We start from the raw sequence: 20,935 nt of genomic DNA, 5'->3' as shown, positions 1-20,935 counted from the left end.
GACGGCCAAGAATGGAAGGGTGCAGGGGCACCGGCACGCACCCACGGGATCGGGAGGGACCGTCATGGACCACGCAGCGGCAACGGGGAACGCCCCGGGGCAGGCCACCGACCCGGAACCAGCCACCCCCATCCGCGTCTTCATCCTCGATGACCACGAGCTGGTGCGACGCGGCCTGCGCGAACTGCTGGAAGGCGAGGGCTTCGAGGTGGTGGGCACCTCCGGAACCGCGAACGATGCCCGCAAGCAGATCCCGGCGCTGCGCCCGGATGTCTCGGTGCTCGACGCCCGGCTGCCCGACGGCACCGGGATCGAGGTCTGCCGGGACGTGCGCTCCATCGACGGGTCGCTGAACTGCCTGATCTTGACCAGCTACGACGACGAGCAGGCGCTGCGCGGGGCGGTGCTGGCCGGCGCGGTGGGCTACGTGCTCAAGCAGATTGCCGGCAACGACCTGATCCGTGCGCTGCGCCGTGCCGCCCGCGGGGAATCGCTGTTCACCCCGGGGCTCAAGGCCCGGATCATCTCCGGGCTGATCGCCCACGAGAACCCGGACCCGCGCATGCAGCAGCTGACCGTCCAGGAGCGCCGCGTGCTGGAACTGGTCGGCGAGGGGCTGAGCAACCGGCAGATCGGCGAGCGCATGCGCCTGGCGGAGAAGACCGTGAAGAACTACGTCTCCTCGATGCTGGCGAAGCTGGGGTTCGAGTCGCGCACGCAGGCGGCGGTGTTTGTGACCCATCCGCTGCCGGGACCCAACGACGGCGGCACCTAGCCGTCGGCGGGCATGGGCACGACCCAGTGCAGCGTGGTGCCCCGACCCGGGGTCGAATCGATGTCCAGGGTTCCGCCGAGTTCCCCGGCGCGCTGGCGCATGTTCGCCAGCCCGCTTTCGGGCCCGCCGGGGATGAAGCCGGCCCCGTCGTCGCGCAGCGTCAGGGCCAGGGTTCCGTCGGTGCGCTCCACCGTCAGTTCGACGGAGCGGGCACGGGCGTGGCGGACCACGTTGCTCAGCGCCTCGGTGATCACCGCCAGCAGGTGGGTGAGCGTGGTTTCGTCGGCCAGCGCGTCCAGTTCGTCGCCCAGGCACAGCGCCGGGGTGATCTCCAGCGGTTCGGAGGCCAGGCGGATGGCGCGCAGGATCCGTGAGCTGGGGGTCTCGGTCTCCCCCGCGTCGGTGCGCAGCGAGTAGATGGTGGCGCGCAGCTCGGCGATGGTGGTGTCCAGTTCCCCGGCGAGCCCGGAGGCCCGCTCCCGGGCGGCGGGGGTGGGCAGCTGCTTGCGCAGGGCGCTGATCCCCAGGCCCGCGGCGAAGATGCGTTGGATGACGATGTCGTGCAGGTCCCGGGCGATGCGTTCGCGTTCCAGGTAGAGCAGCACGTCCTCGCGCAGGTGGTGCATCTGGACCAGGCCGAGCCCCTGGGCGATGTTGGCGGAGAGGATCCCCGCCATCTGGGCCTCGACGGGGCGGTAGCCCGGTGCCCCGTGGTCCCTGACCATGACCAGCAGCCCGTAGTGGATGCCGCGGGCCAGCAGCTCGGTGACCAGGGTGGCTTCCCCGTCGGCCAGTTCGCCCAGCGGGAGGATGGCATCGGGGGCCGCAAGCAGCAGTGGTGGGCTGTTGCGCAGCACCAGCTTGTGGCGCACCCCCACCTGCAGCAGCACGCGTCCGGCCAGGTGGGGGTGGACGTGTTCGCTGATCCCGGCGATCCGGTAGCCGGTGTCGCCGGGTTCCTTCCCGGTGATGGGGGTCAGCAGCAGGGCGTACTTGGACCGGGATTCGCGGCGGGCCAGTTCGGCGACGTCGTTGAGGCCCTGGGTGTGGTGCCGGGATTCGCCGCCCAGCAGGGTGCCGATGCGTGCGGAGGCCGCCAGCCAGCGGGCGCGGTCCGCGGCGTCCTGGTAGAGCTGGGCGTTCTCCAGGGCCACCCCGGCGCTTCCGGCGAGCGCTTCCCCCAGTTCCCGGTCGGCCCGGGAGTAGCGGTCCTTGCCGTGCTTGGGCCCCAGGGTGAGGCGGGCGAAGTGTTGCTGGCGGGTCTTCAACTCCAGGCGCAGGCGCCTGGATTCGTCCTTGCCCGCGGTCTCGAGCAGGCTTGCCGCGTTCTTGCCCTTGGACAGGTGTCCTTGCTGGTGGGAGGCGTTGGTCAGTTCCAGTACCCCGGAGGTGGCGCCGAAGATCTTCATGGCCTCGTCCAGCACGCGGTGGGTGATGGCGGTGACGGAGAGGTCGCCGGCGATCGAGGCCATGGAGGCGAGCAGTTCTCGCACCCGTGCGTCGCTGCGCTTGGACATCTGTCCTGCCCCTTCCCGGTTCCGCGCTTGGAGCTCCCGTCGCCGGCGGCATTCCTCGCCTTCTCTCCCCGCTATGCGCCACACTACCCGCGCGGGCGTGGCCGGTGACAGGGTGAATCCGGAATAGATTGGGTGGATGGATATTCGTGTTGCCACCGGGGAAGATTGGGCGGGCCTGTGGCCCATCATCGAGGAAGTCGTGCGCCGGGGCGGGACCTATTGCTGGCCTGAGGATGCGACCGAGGAGCAGTGCCGCGCGTGGTGGATGGGCAAGGTCGGCGGGACGGTCTTCGTGGCGGTGGACGACGACGGCGCGGTGGCGGGCACCGCGGAACTGCATCCAAACCAGCCCGCTGCAGGTTCCCACGTGGCCAATGCCGGCTTCATGGTCGCCTCAAGTGCCTCCGGGAGGGGGCTCGGGCGGGCCCTGGCGACACATGTCATCGAGGCGGCGGCCGGGCAGGGGTTCACGGCCATGCAGTTCAATGCCGTGGTTTCCACCAACGTCCATGCCATCCGGCTCTGGCAGTCGCTGGGCTTCGAGGTCCTGGCCGTGATCCCGCAGGCCTTCAACCACCCGGTCCACGGGTTGGTGGGCCTGAACGTGATGCATCGGGCCCTTTGGCCCGCCCCGCTTCCGGCCCTGCTCGAAGCAGAATAGAACACATTTTCGAATATGCCGATTTTCGCGACGCCTTCGGGGCTGCCCGCGGCGTGCGGGCAACCTCGGATCGATCCGCCCGCCGCCGCGCTCTTCCCTGGCCCGGGCCGCGGGTGTAGACCATGGGCATGGACGATCGCAATGACTTCCTCCAGTGGTTCAACACGACGTGGCGCCGGGCCGAGGACGCGCTGCACAACGGGGATTCGAGCGGCAGGTTCTCGACGTGGTCGGATCGCGAGCCTGTCACGCTCTTCGGTGCCTGGTTCGAAGCCCGGGGTCCCGAGGCGGCACGGGAGGTCTTCCTGAAGCTGGCCGACAGCTTCTCCCATTCCGTGTCCGGCGACATCGAGCTGATCGCGGCGGATGTGAGCGGTGACCTGGCCTACACGGTGCATCGGGAAGCCACCTCCACCCGTGTCAACGGCGAGCCCAGCGCCTACGTGCTCCGGGTGACCCGGGTGTACCGCCGCGAGGACGATGAGTGGAAGGTCGTGCACCGGCACGCCGACACCGCGCTTCCGGCTGCCGACGGCACCTGAGCAGCCCCGTGCCACGCCCCCTGCCGCATCCGGCACCCGGAGCTCCCCGCTAGAGCGACCGGAGCAGGAAGGTGTAGAAGTCCACGGCCTTGCCCAGCTCGGCGACCTCCACGGACTCGTCGGTTCCGTGGATGGCCCCGCGCTGGGCCTTGTCCATGCCCAGGGGCGCGAAGCGGTAGACCTGCTCGCAGATCCCGGTGAAGCGGCGGGCATCGGTGGCCGCCATCATGATGTACGGGACCGGATGCGCCTCGGGATGCGAATGGCCGAGCGCCGCTTCCAGCAGGGCGAAGCCGTCGGAGTCCACCGGTGAGATCGGCGAAGGTTCGGTGGCTCCCAGCACCGTGAAGGCGATCTTCGCATCCCGCACGCGCCTGCGCACCCCGGCAATTGCTGATTCCACCGATTCGGTGACGTTGATGCGGATGTTCAGCCCCACCGCGGCCCGCCGAGCCAGCACGTTGATGCCGTCGCTTCCTTCGAGCCTGGTGGCGGCGACGGTGGTGCGCACCATGGCCGCCGGCTCCGCCCCGACACGGGCCAGCAGTTCGCCGGCCAGGCGCCCGGGGCGGGATGCCAGCTTCAGCAAGGTGCCGGTGATCCCGGGGGCGGTGGCGGCCAGGCGGCGGAAGGTCTCCCGGGTGACCGGGTGCACGGCTGCCGGGAACGGCTTGGCCTGCAGCCTGCCCACGGCCCGGGCGATGCGTTGCACGGCGCCGAAGCGGGGAGGCGCGGAGGCGTGCCCGCCGGCGTCCTCGGCTTCCAGCAGCAGGTCCAGGATCCCCTTCTCACCCACCCCGATCACCCCGGCCGGGGCATCGATCCCCGGGAACGCCTGGTGGGCCACGGCCCCGCCTTCGTCAAGGACCCTCCAGGGGCGCACCCCGGCCGCGGTGAGGAAGTCCACCGCTTCCATGGCGGTGGGCCCGGATATCTCCTCGCAGTCGCCGAAGAAGAAGTACACGTCCTGTCCCGGGACAAAGCCCGTGGCAGCCAGGTCGTCGGCCGCCTGCAGGATGCAGGCCAGGTCCCCCTTGTCATCCAGGGCACCCCGCCCGTGGACGCGCCCCTGCGCCATGACCCCGGCGAAGGGCGGGTGTTCCCAGTCCGCTTCGCTTTGCACCGGGACCACGTCCTGGTGGGCCATCAGCACCACCGGCTTGCTGCTTTCGGTGCCGCGCCAATGCCACAGCTGCCCGGTGATCCCCAAGCTGTGCTGCTCGACGGCGCCGGCAATGTGCCCGAACAGGTCGGTGAGCAGGCGGGCGTGCTTGGCGAATTCGGCCCGGTCCTCGTCGTCGCGGTCCGGGCGGGACACCGTCCGGCAGGCGATCAGCTGCGCCAGCTTGGCCGCGACTTGCCCGGCGGTGCCGTCCGGCACATCGATTGCGCGTGAGGTGGGTCCCATGCCCCCAAGTCTATGCCGCGCAATAGTGCCCCAATTGTTGGGGCCGACCGCTCGATTGCGGCTCCCATCCGACGAACGAACAGACCGTGATGGAACATGGCGGAATCGCCAACTGATCAACAATTACGACTGTAGTCCGTGGACATGATGGACGAGAGTTGGATTGTTCCGCCGCCGGCTTCCCCCATCCATGGCGACGACGCATTCGTCGGCACGGATGCCACGGTCAATGATTTCTGGCGATTTGCCATGAGCGATCTGCGCATGAACAACACTCGTGGGTATTTGGCCGAATTCCTCGTTGCAAAAGCTCTTGGCTTGCACGAAGTCAACAGGATCGAATGGGACGCATATGACCTGCTTCTGGACGGGATTCGGGTCGAGGTGAAGTCCTCGGCCCATCTCCAGGCCCGGGAACAGCCCCGACCAAGTCGAATCGGTTTCAGCGGCCTGAAAGGCACGCGTTATCACCCCAAACACCAGTATGACCCGGCCGGCAAGCAGTTGAACGCCCACGTATATGTATTCTGCGTTCAGACCGCCCGGACGCACGAGGAATACAGACCACTCGACGTAAATCAATGGTCCTTCTACGTCGTGAAGCGCAGTGCCCTCGAAAAGCATGGAACGGCCGGTGTTGGACTTGATGCCGTCGCAAGACTGTCCCGAGGAGTCATTCCGTGGTCGGATTTGCGTGCATCGGTGATCCAGGCTGCAACAGGTGAAGTCGTCAACGATGCCCCCTGGTGGTAATGCCCTGAGCGTTCGCAGCCAATTGCAAAGTCGTTCCAGCCAGAAGGAATCGGCGTGCACACGCCATCACATTTCGAGTCTGCCGGACGTCAACAATCGTGGAAACGCTCATTCAACCTGGAGGCTTGCCAACAGGGCCGCCAACGGCGCGGGGATAGCGTCCAAGGGCACCGCCTCGGCCAGCAGTTGGGCGTAGCGCACCTTGTTGCCGCTGCGGCCGCCGAAGAACCGGGCCAGCTGGTGTTCGATCGACCTTTCGGACAAGTTGGGCTGGGCCTGCAGGCGGCGGAAGGACTCGAGCTCGCCCTGCCCGGCGATCACCGCTTCGATACCTTCGACGCCCAGCGCGCGGATGAATTCCGCTTCCAGGTCCGGGTGGCAGGCGAACACCGTGCCCAGCACCCGCTCGAAGTCGCGCCGCTGCGCCGCGTCCACCAGGCCGAGCAGCCGCTGCCCGTCCAGCCGACCTGCCGCGCGGCGGGCGCCCTTGGACCCGCCGACGGGCAGCACGCGCGGTTCGGGCAGGCCGAGCCTGATGGCCAGGGTCTTCACGGCGACGGCGTCGGACTCGCCTTCAACCAGCACTATCGACATGGAGCCATGAAACCACGAAGGGTGCCCCGCGCCCAAGGCATCCGGCCACGTTCGGGCACACCCGGCCCGCCTGCTCCGGGAGCTAGTTGCCGGCGATGGCCTTGACCGCCGCCACCACGGCGCGGGCGGCCGTGGCGATCTCCGCCTCCTTCACGGTGCGGGTGAAGCTCAGCCGCACCGCGGTGTGCGCGGTGTCCTCGTCGTACCCCATGGCCAGCAAAACGAGCGAGGGATCGGTGGACCCGGCGGCGCAGGCCGACCCGGAGGAGCACACCACCCCGCGGCGTTCGAGTTCCAGCAGCACCGTCTCGCCCCCGGTTTCGGGGAACACGAAGGAGACGATACCCGGCACGCGCCGCTCCGGGTCCCCGGTGAGCCGGGCGCGGATCCGCCGCTCGGTGTTCAGCCCGCCCAGCACGGTGTCGATGAAGTGCCGGCCGTGGCCCTGCGCGGTTCCGGTGGCGTTGGCCGCGGCGGCCAGCGACAGGGCGGTGGCCGTGGCGACGGCTCCGGCCACGTTTTCGGTCCCGGAGCGGCGTTCGCGTTCCTGCCCGCCGCCGTGGATCAGCGGCTCCAGGGCCAGCTTGCCGCGGACCATCAGCAGCCCGGCGCCCTTGAGCCCGCCGATCTTGTGCCCGGAGATGCCCAACGCATCGACGTGCGCGGCGATGCCGGCCATGTCCAGCCAGCCGGCGGCCTGCACCCCGTCGCAATGCACCAGTGCGCCCACCGCGCGGGCGGCCGCTGCCACCTCGGCGACGGGCTGGATGGTGCCGACCTCGTTGTTCACCGCCATCACGGAGACCAGCGTGGTGTCCGGGCGCAGCAGGGCACCGAACGCGTCCATTTCCAGGATCCCGTGGGCGTCGACCGGGGCGACATCGAGCTCGAACCCGTGGTGCTTGACCAGGTAGGCGCAGGCCTCGGCCACGGAGGGGTGCTCGATGGCCGAGTGGACCAGGTGGCGCCCGCGCGGGTTGCCCAGCGCCAGGCCCTTGATCGCCAGGTTGTTGGACTCGGTGCCCCCGGAGGTGAAAACCACGTCCCCGGTGCGCACGCCGAGTGTCTTGGCCGCGGTGGCCCGGGCGTAGTCCAGCGCGCGGGCGGCGGTTTGGCCCATCGAATGGGTGCTGGAGGGGTTGCCGTAGTCGCTGGTCAGCAGCGGGATGATGGTGTCCAGGACGTCCTGGCGCACGGGGGTGGTGGCAGCGGCATCGAGGTAGATCACCGGGTGTTCGCCCCGCGGCCCTGATCGATGACGATGTCCAGGCCGAGGTCCAGGGCGCGCACCGAGTGGGTCAGGGCGCCGGAGGAGATCACATCGACCCCGGTGGCGGCGATGGCGGCGACGGTCTCCAGCGTGACGTTGCCCGAGGCCTCGACCCACGCGGCACCGGCGATCCGGCGAACCCCGGTGGCCAGGTCCGCCAGGGAGAAGTTGTCCAGCATGATGGTGTCCACCCCGGCGGCGAGCACCGCGTCGAGCTGGTCCAGCGAGTCGATTTCCACCTCGAAGTGCACGGTGTGCCCGAGGTTGGCCCGGGCCTTGCGCAGCGCGGCGGTGAGTTCGGAGCCGGTGCCCAGCAGCGCCAGGTGGTTGTCCTTGGCCATGACGGCCTCGGAGAGGTTGTCGCGGTGGTTGTGCCCGCCGCCGCAGCGCACCGCGTAGCGTTCGAGCACGCGCAGCCCCGGGGTGGTCTTGCGGGTGTCCACGATGCGTGCGCCGGTGCCCGTCGTCTCCTTGACGAAGGCGGCAGTGGCGGTGGCGATGCCGCTCATTCGCTGGAGCAGGTTCAGTCCCACGCGCTCCCCGGCCAGCAGCCCGCGGGCAGGGCCGGACACGGTGATCAGGGTGTCCCCGGTGTTGAACCGCGCCCCGTCGGCGAGCGCCGGGTGCAGTTCCAGGGCGGGGTCCGATAGCAACATGGCGGCGATGAAGGCCTGAAGGCCGGCGCAGATGCCCGGTTCGCGGGCGATGACCGCGGCGGTTGCGGTGGTGCCGGCGGGGATCAACACGTTGCCGGTCACATCCCCGCGCGGGTTGTCCTCCTCCAGGGCGGCGAGCACGATCTTCTCGATGGCGCGGGCGGGGACCGGAAGAAGTGTGGCGGGGCGGGCCGGGGCGGCGGTGGCGATGGTGTCAGACAAGGGAGGAGATCCTTAGGTTCAGGTTCGTGGTGGCCGGCACCTGGGCGTAGCGGGACAGGTGCCCGTCGATCGGCTGCGGCGCTTCGGTGGCGTCCAAGCGGTAGTGCGCGCCGAGGGAGTTTTCCCGGTTCAGGGCGGCGGTGGCGATGAGCGTGGCGACGGTGAGCAGGTTGGCCCGCTCGCGGGAGGCGCGGTCGGTGCCGGTGACGCGCCAGCGTGCGAGCTGGGCCAGCGCGGTGCGCAGCCCGTCGGCCGTGCGTTCGACGCCCAGGTGCGCCTGGGCCAGGGCCTGCAGCGCGGGCAGCTCCATTTCCCGGGGCGATGTGCCGCGCGCGCGCGAAGCGTCGTCGTCGACATCCCCGGCGGCGGCACGGCGGGTCACGATCACCCTGGTGCCTGCGCTGCTGGTGATCGTGCCGCTTGTCGCGGCGGAATCCAGCGGGTTCGCCGGCGGGTTCGCCGGCAGGTTCGCCACGGTGCGCCAGGCGAAGACCAGTCCCTCGAGCAGCGAGTTGGAGGCCAGCCGGTTGGCGCCGTGCACCCCGGTGCATGCCGCTTCCCCGGCGGCGTAGAGCCCGGGCAGCGTGGTGGCGCCGGTGTCGTTGGTGAGGATCCCGCCCATCCAGTAGTGGGCGGCCGGGGTCACGGGGACCGGTTCGGTGGCCAGGTCATGGCCCAGCTTGGCCAGTTCGGTGGTGATGGAGGGGAAGCGCCGGGCCAGGAACCCGGGCCCGCGGGATGCCTCCACCGCACGGGCATCCAGGTGCACGGTGCCTCCCTTCGCGCGCACGGCGTGGATGGCGCGGGCCACCACGTCGCGGGGCGCCAGTTCGGCATCCGGGTGAACCTTCACCATGAAGCGTTCGCCGAGGCCGTCGATGAGCACCGCTCCCTCCCCGCGCACGGCCTCGGAGACCATGAAGCCGCCCGGGGAGACCAGGGTCGGGTGGAACTGGATGAATTCGGCGTCCGCCAGCGCCGCGCCGGCCCGGTAGGCCAGGGCGGCCCCGTCCCCGGTGGCACCCAACGGGTTCGTGGTCGCGGCAAAGAGCTGCCCGGCCCCGCCGGTGGCCAGCAGCACGGCCTTTGCGAAGAGGTCCCGGCCTTGCCCCTCGGCATCGAGCACCCGCACCCCGGTGACCATCGCGGCCGGGTCCCGCTCCGTGCGGGCCAACGGGTTGGCCTCGGTGAGCAGATCGGTGACGAAGGCGTGTTCGCGGATCTCCAGCCGGCCGGCGGCCTGCTGGGTGCGGCAGGCATTGATCAGCGCGCTGGCCAGCCCCTTGCCGGTGGCGTCCCCGCCGGCGTGCAGGATCCGCGGGTGGGCGTGCGCTGCCTCCAGGCCCAGGGCGAAGGCGCCGGAGGCATCGGTGTCGAACTGCGCACCGGCCTCGATGAGCCGGGTGACGTGGCTCCACGCGGTCGAGCACATGATCGCCACGGCGTCCGCGTCGTTCAAGTGCGCCCCGGCGGCGAGCGTGTCGGCGACGTGGCTGGCGATCGAGTCCCCCGCCGCGGCCCCGGCCGGGCCCACGGCGCTCAGCCCGCCCTGGGCATACCAGGAGTTGGAGTCCGCCAGCTTGTCCTTGGTCAGCAGGGTGACCTCGAGCCCGCGGACCGCGGCGGTCAGCGCGGCGTAGAGCCCGGCAACCCCGGAGCCGACGACCACAAGATCGGTGCCGTTCACGGCCGTGCCGCCAGCATCCGTTCCAGGGCGACCTTGGCGTCGGCGGCCACGTCGGCGGGCACGGTGATCCGGTTCAGCACGACCCCGTCCACCAGGGACTCGAGCACCCAGGCGAGGTAGCCGGGGTGGATGCGGTACATGGTGGAGCACGGGCAGATCACCGGGTCCAGGCAGAACACGGTGTGCCCGGGGTGCTCGGCGGCCAGCCGGTTGACCATGTTGATCTCGGTGGCGATGCCGAAGATGGATCCGGCCGGTGCAGCGGCGACGGCCTTCTGGATGTAGTCCGTGGACCCCGCCGCGTCGGCGGCGTCGACCACCGGCATCGGGCACTCGGGGTGCGCCAGGATCTGCACGCCGGGGTGCTCCACGCGGGCCCGCTCGATCTGGGCGACGGTGAAGCGCTTGTGCACCGAGCAGAACCCGTGCCAGAGGATGACCTTGGCATCGTGCAGGGTCTGCGCATCGGTCCCGCCCAGGGGCTTGCGCGGGTTCCACATCGGCATCGCCTCCAGCGGGATGCCCATGGCCTTGGCGGTGTTGCGGCCCAGGTGCTGGTCGGGGAAGAAGAGCACCCGGCGGCCACGCTCGAACGCCCATTCGAGCACCGTGGCGGCGTTGGAGGAGGTGCACACTATCCCGCCGTGCTTGCCGACGAAGGCCTTCAGCGCGGCGGAGGAGTTCATGTAGGTCACCGGGATGACCGAGGCCAAGCCGTCGGAGGAGTCCTCGCCCGCGTAGAGGTCCATGAGCTGTTCCCAGCATTCCTCCACGGAGGATTCGTCGGCCATGTCTGCCATCGAGCAGCCCGCGGCCAGGTTCGGCAGGATCACGGCCTGTTCGTTGGTGGAGAGGATGTCTGCGGTTTCGGCCATGAAGTGCACGCCGCAGAAGACGATGTATTTGGCCTGCTCGCGGGTCAGCGCCGCGTTGGCCAGCTGGAAGGAGTCCCCGACGAAGTCGGCGAAGGCCACGACCTCGTCGCGCTGGTAGTGGTGGCCCAGGATCACCAGCGAATCCCCGAGGGTTTCCTTGGCCGCCAGGATGCGCGCGGTCAGCTCCGCTTCGGAGGCCTCGCGGTACTTGGCCGGGATCTCGCCTTGCCGCGGGGTGTCGGCCGGGGCCGTATCTTCCTGCGAGGAGCCCGGCCCGTAGTCGGCTTCCCCGGTGTCGAAGAGCCAGGGTCCCTTGGTCAGATCGGTGTTGCAGCTGGCTTCGGGGGAAACCAGCTTCAGGGTCTGCAGGGTGGCGTTGATGCTGCTCATGAGATGTTCTCGCTCTCAAGGGGGTGGGTGGTTGAGCCGGTGTAGCGATAGAGGCGTGGGGGGCGGTGCTTGCCGCCGGAGAGGAACTCGCCGGTTTCCTCGATGTCGGGGGTGCTGCGCAGGGTCCGGCGGAAGTTCGCCGGGTCCAGTGCCCGATCCAGCACCGCTTCGTAGACCTCGCGGACCTGGGCGAGGGTGAAGCGCTCGCCGAGCAGGCGGTGGGCGATGGAGCCGTATTCGACCTTGTTGCGCAGCCGCCACAGTGCGTATTCGATGATTTGCCGGTGGTCGAAGGCCAGGTTTCCCAGCACCTCGGGGTCGTCCGCGCGGAACCAGGCGACATTGGGGTCGTCGACCAGCACCGAGGTGGCGGTGCCGTGGGGGTCGTCCTCGCGGACCAGTGCCCAGTAGACGATGGAGACCATCCGGCGGGTGGGCGAGCGGTCCAGGTCCCCGAAGGCGTAGAGCTGTTCGAGGTAGCGCGGGACCAGCCCGGTGGTGTCGCGCAGGTTGTTCGCCGCGGCGTCCAGCAGCGAGTCGCGCGGGCCCAGCGGGCCGCCGGGCAGCGCCCATTGGCCGCGGAAGGGTTCGCGGGTGCGCCGCACCAGTGGCAGCCACAGGCTCTTGCGTCCGGTGCGTTCGTCGTCGCGCAGCGAGAAGATCACCGTGGACACGGCCAGGGCCGGTGGTTGTTCGCGGCGTTCTGCCACATTCGAAAACGGCAACCGATCCACCTTCCCAGTTAGTGTCATTCTGACCAGAACTAAGAATACGGCCCGGCCCCTCCGTTCACAAGCCCTGTGACGCGAAAGCTTCCCGGCATGTCGACTTCCCCGTCCCGACCCCCTGGTGTGGGGTGCGGGTGACCGCCAACGCATCCTTTGTGCCCGACGTCCGGGAAACCGCCGCCGAACCCACCCGGCGCACCCCGCTCCACATCCTGGCCGACGGGGAACGCGCCGTCAGCGAGCCGGCCGAGAGCTTCCCCGCGACCCGCTCGGCCATCTCCCAAGTCGTGCGACTGCCGGCAGAAGTCGGACTGGCCACCGCCCGCCAGCCTCGAACGCCTGGTGGCCCTCACCTGCCGGAACGTCGCGGCGCGCCGAAGGAGGCACCCGGAACCCCCGGGGCGTGGGCAGCAACCCGGGAAGCCCAAGTCCCTGTCCGGGGGCGGCATTCCACCGGGTTGCCGCCGTGCCGGTGCCGGCAGCCGGGCAGCGCCATGCCGGCCGTTGCGTCCGCGGCGACGCGGAGCGAGGCGTCCCTGGCACGACGCGCTTCCGTCTCGGAAGCACCGCATGGTGCACACTGGGAACCATGATCACCGGACACGCGTTGCTGCCCGTCATCAGCGGCATGGAAGACGAGTTCACGGCCGCGTTCGAGCAGGCTCGGCCACTGATTTCCGCCACCGAGGGCCACCTCGGCCTGCAGCTGTCCCGCAGCATCGAAACGCCCAACCACTTCCCGTTTGCCGGTCTCCCGGGTATCCGTCGAGGCGCCCACCGTCGGCTTCCGCGGTTCGGTGATCCACCTCGAATGGAAACGACTGCTGCATCGCTTCCACGATCCGTTCCCGGTGGTCGAACACTTTCAGGCCGTTGAACCGCCAACCACCGCCCCGCCCACCGTCACGTATTGTGGCAGCGCCCCGGCCCCACGCCCTGCGCAACGCCGGGACATTCGCCAAGCCCTTCCGGATCTGAAAGGATCTGCCACATGGAATCCACACACGAGCACCTCGTCGAAGGCACCGCCAACGCCCTGGGCCTGACCGTCTACGAACCAGGCTCCCCCACCGCGTTGCGCCCGGTGGTCCTGCTGCACGGCTTTGCCTCCTCCAGCGAGCTGAACTGGGTGAAATCCGGCTGGATCCGCTCCCTCACCGAGGCCGGACGCAAGGTGCTGGCCGTCGATCTTCCCGGACACGGCACCTCCCCGGCGCCCGAGGACCTGGATGCCTACACCCCCAGCCGGATGCGCGCGGACTTGCTGCAGCTGTTGATGGACCACGGGGTGAAGGCCCTGTCGCCCACCGACCCGCTCAGCGGCATCGACGTGGTCGGCTACTCCCTGGGCGCGCGCCTGGCCTGGGAATTCGGCGGCACCCAGCCCCAGCTGGTCAACCGCCTGGTGCTCGGCGGGCCGGCGAGCATCGACCCGTTGGCCGCCTTCGACCTGAATGCCGCCCAGCAATTCCTGGCCGACGGCACCTCGATCGCCGACGAGTCGACGGCGGATTTGCTGCGGATGGCCCAGACCGTGGAATCCAACGACATGTTCTCGCTCATGAGCATGATCCAGGCCATCAAGACCGAGCCCTTCTCCCCCGAGCAGATGATCCCCACCATGCCCACGCTGCTGGTGGCCGGGGACGGGGATGCGCTGGCCACGACGATGCCGCGGCTCACCGAGCTGCTGGCAACCCGCGAGACCGAGAAGTCCGTGCTCTGGCTGGCCGGACGCGACCATGCCAACGCGGTGACCAGCCGGGAATTCAGGAACGCTGCGGTCGCCTTCCTGGGCGGGAAGTAGCCCCGCGCCCACTCCGGCTCCGTCGACCCGGGCCATCGCCACCGCCTCGGACCACGCCCCGAAGGACCTTTCCGCGCCCGGTGGTTGCGCGAAGGTTCTCAGCCGGCGGCTCCCACCTGAACCAACAGGTCGCCGAGCCGGGCGTGGATGCGCTTCAGGGCAGGCATCGTCACCGGCAACGACGCGGTGCGGTTGGTGCGGTGTCCATCCTGGTCGTGGCCGACGGTGTTCCAGCAGTCCAGGGCGAGGTGGAAGGAGCCTCGGCTGCCTTCGGCGCCGGGTGTGTAGATTGCCCGTGCCGCCAGCAGGTCGGCCGCCCCGGCAGCCTCCCCCGGGGCGCCGTAGACCAGGTTCTGGTCTCCGGTCCCGGCGGTCAACCCCAGGGTCATGGTCAGCCGGCAGCCGTCGTCGCCGTGGTCCCGGCACCACGGCTGGCAGTCGTCCGGGTGCTGGTCGGCCCGGTTGCGGGCCGCCCAACCGGCGCGGGCCGGGGCGATGCCTTCTTCCAGCTCGGCCCGGTGCGCCTCCCCGCTGCGAACCAGGGCCAGGAACCTGCCCAGCTGCGCGTGGACGCTCTTCATGCCCGGGCCGTTGGCTTGGAACGACGCCGTCGGCTCCCCGCGGTAGGTGTCACCAATCAGGGCGAGATTCAGGATGCACCACAGCGCGGGGGTTTCATCCTCGTCGTCCACAAATTCACTGCCCACCGAAAGCTCCAGGTCGTTGCAGCCGGCGGCACCACCGGCTCCCTGCAGGTCGATCCCCGACAGGGTCTCCCTGCCGCGAAGCGCCGAGGGCTTCTCATACAGTTGAAACGCCGCGGCGCAGGTACCGCCAAAATGGTTGTTGCACCATGGCTGGCAGGCGTCTGTGGTTTCTGGCATGGCGGTTGGCTCCTGATGTGCAACGGGGACGATAGTTGCCGCATACACTTCCACGGCGCACCGACGTTTCGGCGCACGGCCCCTGAGGCACCCCCCGGGTATGGCATCGGCGGATCTCGGAATCCCCCAAGGAATCCGGGCCCCTCCTTGAAGACCGTGTCGCGGCCACACCACGTCGCGCGTCGCCACAATGGCGTGCCCCTCCTCCCCCCAGGAGACGAGACACGCAGCGGCCGATTCGCCAGCGGGCATCGCTTGAGCGGTGCCCGCAGGCCGCGGCAGGTTCCCCAAGAACCCGCCGTTGCGCTCCGTGCACCCCTTCTGAAAGCAGCAAGGGCGTTCGCCTTGCTGGTTTCACACATCAAGAGGCAGCGGGCCCGGGATCATGACGTCGATTTCGCGGGAATGTCGAGAAATCCTTTACGGGTCGGGCGGTCCGGCGATTTCCCGCATGGTTCCGCGGGCATCGGGCACTTCACGTCAATACCGACACCCTTGGGGCGGACCAACCCTTGACAAGCCGGGAGATCGATATCACACTAGATCGTATACGATTTCATACACAACAGGAGGAAACCGTGAGCAGCGACGCCACAGCCACCGAGCCGGTGCAGGTCGACCAGTCCATCTTCGACAAGGCCGGCAAGGTTCTTGCAGTGCACCTCTCGTACTCCTCCCGCGCCGCCCAACGCGGCCGCACCCCGGCATTCCCCTCCTACTTCATGAAGGCCTCCTCCTCGCTGGCAGCCTCCGGTTCCACCGTCGAACGCCCGGCCGGCACCGAACTGCTCGCCTTCGAGGGCGAGATCGCCCTGGTCATCGGCACCGACGCCCGACGCGTCCGTGTCGAGGACGCCTGGCGCCACGTCGGGTACGTGACCGCCTCCAACGACCTGGGCGTGTACGACATGAAGTACGCCGACAAGGGATCGAACATCCGCTCCAAGTCCGGCGACGGCTACACCCCGCTGGGTCCGGTGCTGCTCCCGGCCGCCGCGGTGAACCCCGAGGCCCTGCGCATCCGCACCTGGGTCAACGGCCAGCTTGCCCAGGACGCCACCACCGGCGAGCTGATCTTCTCCTTCGCACAGATCGTCGCCGACCTTTCGCAGCAGATGACCCTGAAGCCAGGCGACGTGATCCTCACCGGCACCCCGGCAGGATCCTCGGTGATCAACCCGGGCGACGTGGTCGAGGTCCAGGTCGACGACGAGGCCGCGAACCTGACCACCGGACGCCTGTCCACCACCGTCATCGAGGGCACGCAAGACTTCGCCGCCTTCGGCAACCGGCCCAAGATCACCGACGCCGACAGGATCGACGCGTTCGGCACCGCCGCCGGCGCGGGCATCGAGCTGCCGATCACCGGCAAGCAGGCACTGACCGACGAAGTCAAGGAAAAGCTCATGTCGGTGGCCACCGCCACCATCTCCGGAGCGCTGCGCAAGCGCGGACTGAACAATGTCTCGGTCGACGGGCTGCAGGCCACCAAGGGCATGAGAAAGGTCATCGGCACGGCGCGCACGCTGCGCTACGTGCCGGGCCGCGAGGACCTGTTCAAGACCCACGGCGGCGGCTACAACGCACAGAAACGCGTCATCGACGACATCGGCCCGGGCGAGATCCTGGTCATGGAGGCCCGCGGCGAGAAGGGCTCGGGCACCCTGGGCGACATCCTGGCGATGCGCACCCAGGTCCGCGGCGCCGAGGCCATCATCACCGACGGCGGGGTGCGCGACCTGGATGCCGTGGCCGCCCTGGACATCCCCACCTTCCACAACGGCGCGCACCCGGCGGTGCTGGGGCGCAAGCACGTGCCGTGGGACACCGACGTGGCCGTGGGCTGCGGAGGAACCACCGTCGTGCCCGGGGACATCGTGATCGCCGACGCCGACGGCATCCTGGTCATCCCGCCGCACCTGGCCGCCGAGATCGCCGAGGAGGTCGTCGAATCCGAGCGCCAGGACACCTTCGTCTTCCTGAACGTGTCCAAGGGCAGCAAGATCGAGGGCCTGTTCCCGATGAACGCGCCCTGGAAGGCCAAGTACAACCAGTGGGTCGCCGACGGCGAACCGGAAATCTAGGCGCACCATGGCACCGAGCAAGTCGGAGTCGGCCTACCGGCTGCTGCACGAGAAGATCACCGAGGGAACCTTCACCCCCGGCTACCGGCTGGTGCTGGGCACCATCGCCGCCGAGCTTGGCTGCTCGGTGGTCCCGGTCCGCGAGGCCATCCGCCGGCTGGAGGCCGAGGGACTGGTGACCTTCGAACGCAACGTCGGGGCCATGGTGGCCGCCGCGGACACCACGCTCTACCTGCACACCATGCAGACCCTGGCGATCATCGAGGGCGCGGCCACCGCGCTGAGCGCCCCGTTCATCGACGCCGACCAGCTGGCCGCGGCCCGGGCCATCAACCAGGCCATGGCCGACCTGTTGGTCGACTTCGACGCGGTGCGCTTCACCGAACTGAACAACGAGTTCCACCAGGTGCTCTACCGCAACTGCCCCAACCCGCACATCCTGGAGCTGGTGCACCGCGGCTGGAACCGCCTGGCCGTGATGCGGACCTCCTCCTTCACCCACATTCCGGGCCGCGCCCGGGAATCGGTGGCCGAGCATGCCCGGCTGCTGGATCTGATCGAGACCCGGGCCCCGGCCGCGCAAATCGAACAGGCGGCCCGGGCCCACCGCACCACCACCCTGAACGCCTACCTCGCGGCGGCCAACCTCCCGGCCTCCCCGATCTAGCCCCTTTCGCAGCACACCGCTTTCGCCCCGCAATCCCCACAAGGAGCCAGTAAATGAGCAAGCACTTCGTTCCCGAGAACCTTCCGACAACAATCCAGCACTACATCGGCGGGAAGTTCGTCGATTCCATCAACGGGGAGACCTTCGAGGTCCTGGACCCGGTGACCAACACGACCTACGCCACCGCAGCCGCCGGCCAGCAGGCAGACATCGACGCCGCGGTCGCAGCCGCAACCGAGGCCTTCAAGAACGGCCCGTGGCCGACCATGAGCCCCCGGGCCCGCGCCAAGGTGCTGTACAAGATCGCCGACGCCGTCGTCGCCGCCGAAGACCGCCTCGCGGAGATGGAAACCTTCGACACCGGCCTTCCGATCACCCAGGCCCGCGGCCAGGCCCAGCGCGCGGCGGAGAACTTCCGCTTCTTCGCCGACTTGATCGTCGCCCAGCACGACACCGCCCTGAAGGTCCCCGGCTCCCAGCTGAACTACGTCAACCGCAAGCCGATCGGCGTCGCCGGGCTGATCACCCCGTGGAACACCCCGTTCATGCTCGAATCCTGGAAGCTCGCCCCGGCCATCGCCTCGGGCTGCACCGTGGTGCTGAAGCCTGCCGAGTTCACCCCGCTGTCCGCCTCGCTGTGGGCCGCCATCTTCGAGGACGCGGGCCTGCCGGTGGGCGTCTTCAACCTGGTCAACGGCATCGGCGAGGAAGCCGGCGACGCGCTGGTCAAGCACCCGAAGGTTCCGCTGATCTCCTTCACCGGCGAATCCTCCACCGGCCAGCTGATCTTCCGCAACTGTGCCGAAAACCTCAAGGGCATGTCCATGGAACTGGGCGGCAAGTCCCCGGCCATCGTCTTCGCCGACGCGGACTTCGACGCAGCCATCGACTCCACCCTCTTCGGCGTGTTCTCGCTGAACGGCGAGCGCTGCACCGCCGGCTCGCGCATCCTGGTCGAGCGCCCGATCTACGAGAAGTTCATCCAGGCCTATGCGGCACGTGCCAAGAACATCAAGGTCGGGGACCCGCACGATCCCGAAACCCAGGTCGGCGCGCTGGTCCACCCGGAGCACTACGCCAAGGTCATGGGCTACGTGGAGATCGGCAAGACCGAGGCCCGCCTCGTGGCCGGCGGCGGCCGCCCGGAGAACCTGCCCGAGGGCCAGGAAAACGGTTCCTACGTCGCCCCGACCGTGTTCGTCGATGTCGCCCCGGACGCCCGGATCTTCCAGGAGGAGATCTTCGGCCCCGTCGTGGCGATCACCCCGTTCGACACCGACGAGGAGGCCCTGGCGCTGGCCAACAACACCAAGTACGGCCTGGCCGCCTACGTGTGGACCAACGATTTGAAGCGCGCGCACAACTTCGCCCAAGACGTCGAGGCCGGCATGGTCTGGCTCAACAGCCACAATGTGCGCGACCTGCGCAGCCCGTTCGGCGGCGTGAAGGCCTCGGGCCTGGGACACGAGGGCGGCTACCGCTCCATCGACTTCTACACCGACCAGCAGGCAGTGCACATCACCCTCGGCGAGGTCCACACCCCCAAGTTCGGCGCCTAGGCACTTCCACAACTTTCCAGCCTTATTCGCGAAGGAGCGAACCCCGTCATGACCAAGACACCCACCAACCCCGTTCCCACCCCCTCGGTTCCGGCCCCGGACATCCTGCGCTGCGCCTACGCCGAGCTGGTCGTCACCGACCTGGCGGCATCGCGCAAGTTCTACGTCGATGTCCTGGGCCTGCACGTGTCCTACGAGGACGACCGGCAGATCTACCTGCGCTCCTTCGAGGAGTTCATCCACCACAACCTGGTGCTCACCCTCGGCCCGGTGGCAGCGCTGAAGGCCATGGCCTTCCGCGTGCGCTCCAACGCGGACGTGGATGCCGCCGAAGCGTACTACAAGGAACTGGGCTGCCGCACCGAGCGCCGCACCGGGGGCTTCGTCAAGGGCATCGGCGACGCGGTCCGCGTCGAGGACCCGCTGGGATTCCCGTACGAGTTCTTCTTCGAGACCACCCACGTCGAGCGCCTGCACCAGCGCTACGACATCTACTCGGCCGGCGAGCTGGTCCGCCTGGACCACTTCAACCAGGTGACCCCGGACGTGCCGCGCGGCCGGGCCTACCTGGAGGACCTGGGCTTCCGCGTCACCGAGGACATCCAGGACGAGAAGGGCACCACCTACGCGGCGTGGATGCACCGCAAGGGCACCGTGCACGACACCGCCCTGACCGGCGGCGACGGCCCGCGCCTGCACCACGTGGCCTTCTCCACCCACGAGAAGCACAACATCATCCAGATCTGCGACAAGATGGGCGCGCTGCGCATGTCCGACCGCATCGAGCGCGGACCCGGACGCCACGGCGTCTCCAACGCGTTCTACCTGTACATCCTGGACCCCGATGACCACCGCATCGAGATCTACACCCAGGACTACTACACCGGGGACCCGGACAACCCGGTGATCACCTGGGACGTGCACGACAACCAGCGCCGCGACTGGTGGGGCAACCCCGTGGTCCCGTCCTGGTACACCGAGGCCTCCCTGGTGCTGGACCTGGACGGCAACCCGCGCGAGGTCGTCAAGCGCACCGACTCCTCGGAGATGGCCGTGACGGTGGGGGCCGACGGCTTCTCCTACACCCGCGCACCCGGAAACGCGCTGACCGGGGACCCGGGCGAGGAAGTCGGCTTCAAGATGGGCCACCAGCTCTAGCCGGCACCCCGCAACCCGCCGCACCACCGGACCTTCGCGTTCGATCGGGGGCCGGCGTGCATGGCACCATCGTGGCGATGGTGCGTGCGCGCCGGCCCCTTCGGCGTTCGAAGGATCCAGCGAGGTTTCCGTGGCCCGCGGCCGCCGGGGCGGCTAGTGCAGCACGCGGTGGCGCATGAAGACCATGCCGTTGTCGAAGCGTCGCTCCTCGAGCAGCTCGAGCGGTTGGCGGATCCCGTCGGGGAACATCCGCTTGCCTCCCCCGACGAGCATCGGGGACACGAAGACCTGGCACTCGTCGATGAGCCCCGCGCGCCACGCCTCGGCTGCCAGCTCGGCGCCGGAAACGCCGAGGTCCTTTGCGGCATCTTCCTTCAGTGCCCGCACCGTCCCGGCATCGAAGGTGCGCTCGATCCGCGTCCGCCTCGTGCTCGCCGCCCGAAGGCTGCGCGAGAAGACGACCTTGTCGGCGGCCTGCCAGAGCCGGGCGAACTCGGCGTCCCGGGCGACCCGGCGGCAAACTCGGGGTCGGTTTCCCAGCCGGCCATCATTTCGTACATGGTGCGCCCGTAGAGGTAGGTGCCCACGTCGCGCTCGGCGGCGTTGATGAAGTCCATGACCTCCTCGCCCGGGTACGCCCAGCCGAAGTCCCCCGACGCGTCGGCGACATACCCGTCCAGCGAGGCGAGGTACGCGTA

Annotated in this window: 20 protein-coding genes; 10 read left to right on the top strand and 10 right to left on the bottom strand. The window is 69.1% G+C overall.

Features of this window, described 5'->3' with window-relative positions; translation table 11 throughout:
* Positions 1-64 precede the first annotated feature (64 nt).
* Complete coding sequence (locus tag DQ353_RS06650; RefSeq protein WP_113762024.1) at positions 65-775, top strand: response regulator; 711 nt, start codon at positions 65-67, stop codon at positions 773-775.
* On the opposite strand, the gene DQ353_RS06645 is transcribed toward DQ353_RS06650, so the two are convergent.
* On the bottom strand, positions 772-2,292 hold the full coding sequence (locus tag DQ353_RS06645; RefSeq protein WP_113761980.1) for a GAF domain-containing sensor histidine kinase: 1,521 nt from the start codon (positions 2,290-2,292) through the stop codon (positions 772-774). The genes DQ353_RS06650 and DQ353_RS06645 overlap by 4 nt on opposite strands.
* Before the next feature lie 136 nt (positions 2,293-2,428).
* Between DQ353_RS06645 and DQ353_RS06640 the strand changes: the two genes are divergently transcribed.
* Both DQ353_RS06640 and DQ353_RS06635 read left to right on the top strand, forming a co-directional pair.
* Positions 2,429-2,953: a GNAT family N-acetyltransferase gene (locus tag DQ353_RS06640; RefSeq protein ID WP_113761979.1), complete on the top strand. Its 525-nt coding sequence runs from the start codon at positions 2,429-2,431 to the stop codon at positions 2,951-2,953.
* A gap of 128 nt (positions 2,954-3,081) precedes the next feature.
* Positions 3,082-3,495: a YybH family protein gene (locus DQ353_RS06635; protein ID WP_113762023.1), complete on the top strand. Its 414-nt coding sequence runs from the start codon at positions 3,082-3,084 to the stop codon at positions 3,493-3,495.
* A 49-nt stretch (positions 3,496-3,544) separates the two neighbouring features.
* Here DQ353_RS06635 and DQ353_RS06630 read toward each other — a convergent pair whose 3' ends face one another.
* Complete coding sequence (locus DQ353_RS06630; RefSeq protein WP_113761978.1) at positions 3,545-4,903, bottom strand: M20/M25/M40 family metallo-hydrolase; 1,359 nt, start codon at positions 4,901-4,903, stop codon at positions 3,545-3,547.
* 138 nt (positions 4,904-5,041) lie between these two features.
* On the opposite strand from DQ353_RS06630, the gene DQ353_RS06625 reads away from it, so the two are divergent.
* The gene (locus tag DQ353_RS06625; RefSeq protein WP_113761977.1) at positions 5,042-5,656 is read left to right on the top strand and encodes a hypothetical protein; all 615 of its coding nucleotides are present in this window, start codon (positions 5,042-5,044) and stop codon (positions 5,654-5,656) included.
* Between the two features lie 108 nt (positions 5,657-5,764).
* On the opposite strand, the gene DQ353_RS06620 is transcribed toward DQ353_RS06625, so the two are convergent.
* The 6 genes from DQ353_RS06620 to DQ353_RS06595 form a co-directional block, all read right to left on the bottom strand.
* Positions 5,765-6,250, bottom strand: a complete 486-nt coding sequence (locus DQ353_RS06620) for an ATP-dependent endonuclease (RefSeq protein ID WP_113761976.1) — start codon at positions 6,248-6,250, stop codon at positions 5,765-5,767.
* A gap of 82 nt (positions 6,251-6,332) precedes the next feature.
* Positions 6,333-7,478, bottom strand: coding sequence for a cysteine desulfurase family protein (locus tag DQ353_RS06615; protein ID WP_113761975.1), 1,146 nt, complete (start codon positions 7,476-7,478; stop codon positions 6,333-6,335).
* The gene (nadC, locus tag DQ353_RS06610; protein WP_113761974.1) at positions 7,475-8,398 is read right to left on the bottom strand and encodes a carboxylating nicotinate-nucleotide diphosphorylase; all 924 of its coding nucleotides are present in this window, start codon (positions 8,396-8,398) and stop codon (positions 7,475-7,477) included. The genes DQ353_RS06615 and nadC overlap by 4 nt, the downstream gene beginning before the upstream one ends.
* Positions 8,391-10,085: an L-aspartate oxidase gene (gene nadB, locus DQ353_RS06605; protein ID WP_113761973.1), complete on the bottom strand. Its 1,695-nt coding sequence runs from the start codon at positions 10,083-10,085 to the stop codon at positions 8,391-8,393. Before nadB ends, nadC begins: the two co-directional genes overlap by 8 nt.
* Entirely contained in the window at positions 10,082-11,350 is a 1,269-nt protein-coding gene (gene nadA / locus DQ353_RS06600; RefSeq protein WP_113761972.1) for a quinolinate synthase NadA, read from the bottom strand. Before nadA ends, nadB begins: the two co-directional genes overlap by 4 nt.
* Positions 11,347-12,075 (bottom strand): NUDIX hydrolase, encoded by a 729-nt coding sequence (locus DQ353_RS06595; protein WP_286166655.1) that lies wholly within the window; start codon positions 12,073-12,075, stop codon positions 11,347-11,349. Before DQ353_RS06595 ends, nadA begins: the two co-directional genes overlap by 4 nt.
* Before the next feature lie 592 nt (positions 12,076-12,667).
* On the opposite strand from DQ353_RS06595, the gene DQ353_RS22535 reads away from it, so the two are divergent.
* Together DQ353_RS22535 and DQ353_RS06585 are read left to right on the top strand one after the other, a co-directional pair.
* Entirely contained in the window at positions 12,668-12,955 is a 288-nt protein-coding gene (locus DQ353_RS22535) for an antibiotic biosynthesis monooxygenase family protein (protein ID WP_353616666.1), read from the top strand.
* 114 nt (positions 12,956-13,069) lie between these two features.
* Positions 13,070-13,885 (top strand): alpha/beta fold hydrolase, encoded by an 816-nt coding sequence (locus DQ353_RS06585; RefSeq protein ID WP_113761970.1) that lies wholly within the window; start codon positions 13,070-13,072, stop codon positions 13,883-13,885.
* Between the two features lie 98 nt (positions 13,886-13,983).
* Here DQ353_RS06585 and DQ353_RS06580 read toward each other — a convergent pair whose 3' ends face one another.
* Positions 13,984-14,769 carry a hypothetical protein gene (locus DQ353_RS06580; protein WP_113761969.1) on the bottom strand — a complete coding sequence of 262 codons (786 nt, stop codon included), beginning with the start codon at positions 14,767-14,769 and terminating at the stop codon, positions 13,984-13,986.
* Between the two features lie 578 nt (positions 14,770-15,347).
* Between DQ353_RS06580 and DQ353_RS06575 the strand changes: the two genes are divergently transcribed.
* Genes DQ353_RS06575 through hpaD form a run of 4 tightly spaced genes read left to right on the top strand, consistent with a single transcriptional unit; the run spans position 15,348 to position 20,237 of the window.
* On the top strand, positions 15,348-16,853 hold the full coding sequence (locus tag DQ353_RS06575; RefSeq protein ID WP_113761968.1) for a fumarylacetoacetate hydrolase family protein: 1,506 nt from the start codon (positions 15,348-15,350) through the stop codon (positions 16,851-16,853).
* Between the two features lie 7 nt (positions 16,854-16,860).
* Positions 16,861-17,520, top strand: coding sequence for a GntR family transcriptional regulator (locus DQ353_RS06570; RefSeq protein WP_113761967.1), 660 nt, complete (start codon positions 16,861-16,863; stop codon positions 17,518-17,520).
* Between the two features lie 53 nt (positions 17,521-17,573).
* Positions 17,574-19,079 carry a 5-carboxymethyl-2-hydroxymuconate semialdehyde dehydrogenase gene (hpaE, locus tag DQ353_RS06565; protein ID WP_113761966.1) on the top strand — a complete coding sequence of 502 codons (1,506 nt, stop codon included), beginning with the start codon at positions 17,574-17,576 and terminating at the stop codon, positions 19,077-19,079.
* A gap of 48 nt (positions 19,080-19,127) precedes the next feature.
* Positions 19,128-20,237: a 3,4-dihydroxyphenylacetate 2,3-dioxygenase gene (gene hpaD / locus DQ353_RS06560; protein WP_113761965.1), complete on the top strand. Its 1,110-nt coding sequence runs from the start codon at positions 19,128-19,130 to the stop codon at positions 20,235-20,237.
* A 153-nt stretch (positions 20,238-20,390) separates the two neighbouring features.
* Here the strand turns inward: hpaD and DQ353_RS06555 are convergent, their stop codons facing one another.
* Positions 20,391-20,777, bottom strand: a complete 387-nt coding sequence (locus DQ353_RS06555) for a dihydrofolate reductase family protein (RefSeq protein ID WP_353616668.1) — start codon at positions 20,775-20,777, stop codon at positions 20,391-20,393.
* Between the last annotated feature and the right edge of the window lie 158 nt (positions 20,778-20,935).

It is taken from the genome of Arthrobacter sp. AQ5-05 (assembly GCF_003287975.1).
In the GTDB taxonomy this organism is placed as follows: Bacteria; Actinomycetota; Actinomycetes; order Actinomycetales; family Micrococcaceae; genus Paeniglutamicibacter.
The sequence above is the reverse complement of the archived record's forward strand: the minus strand, read 5'-3'. Positions and strand labels throughout refer to the sequence as shown.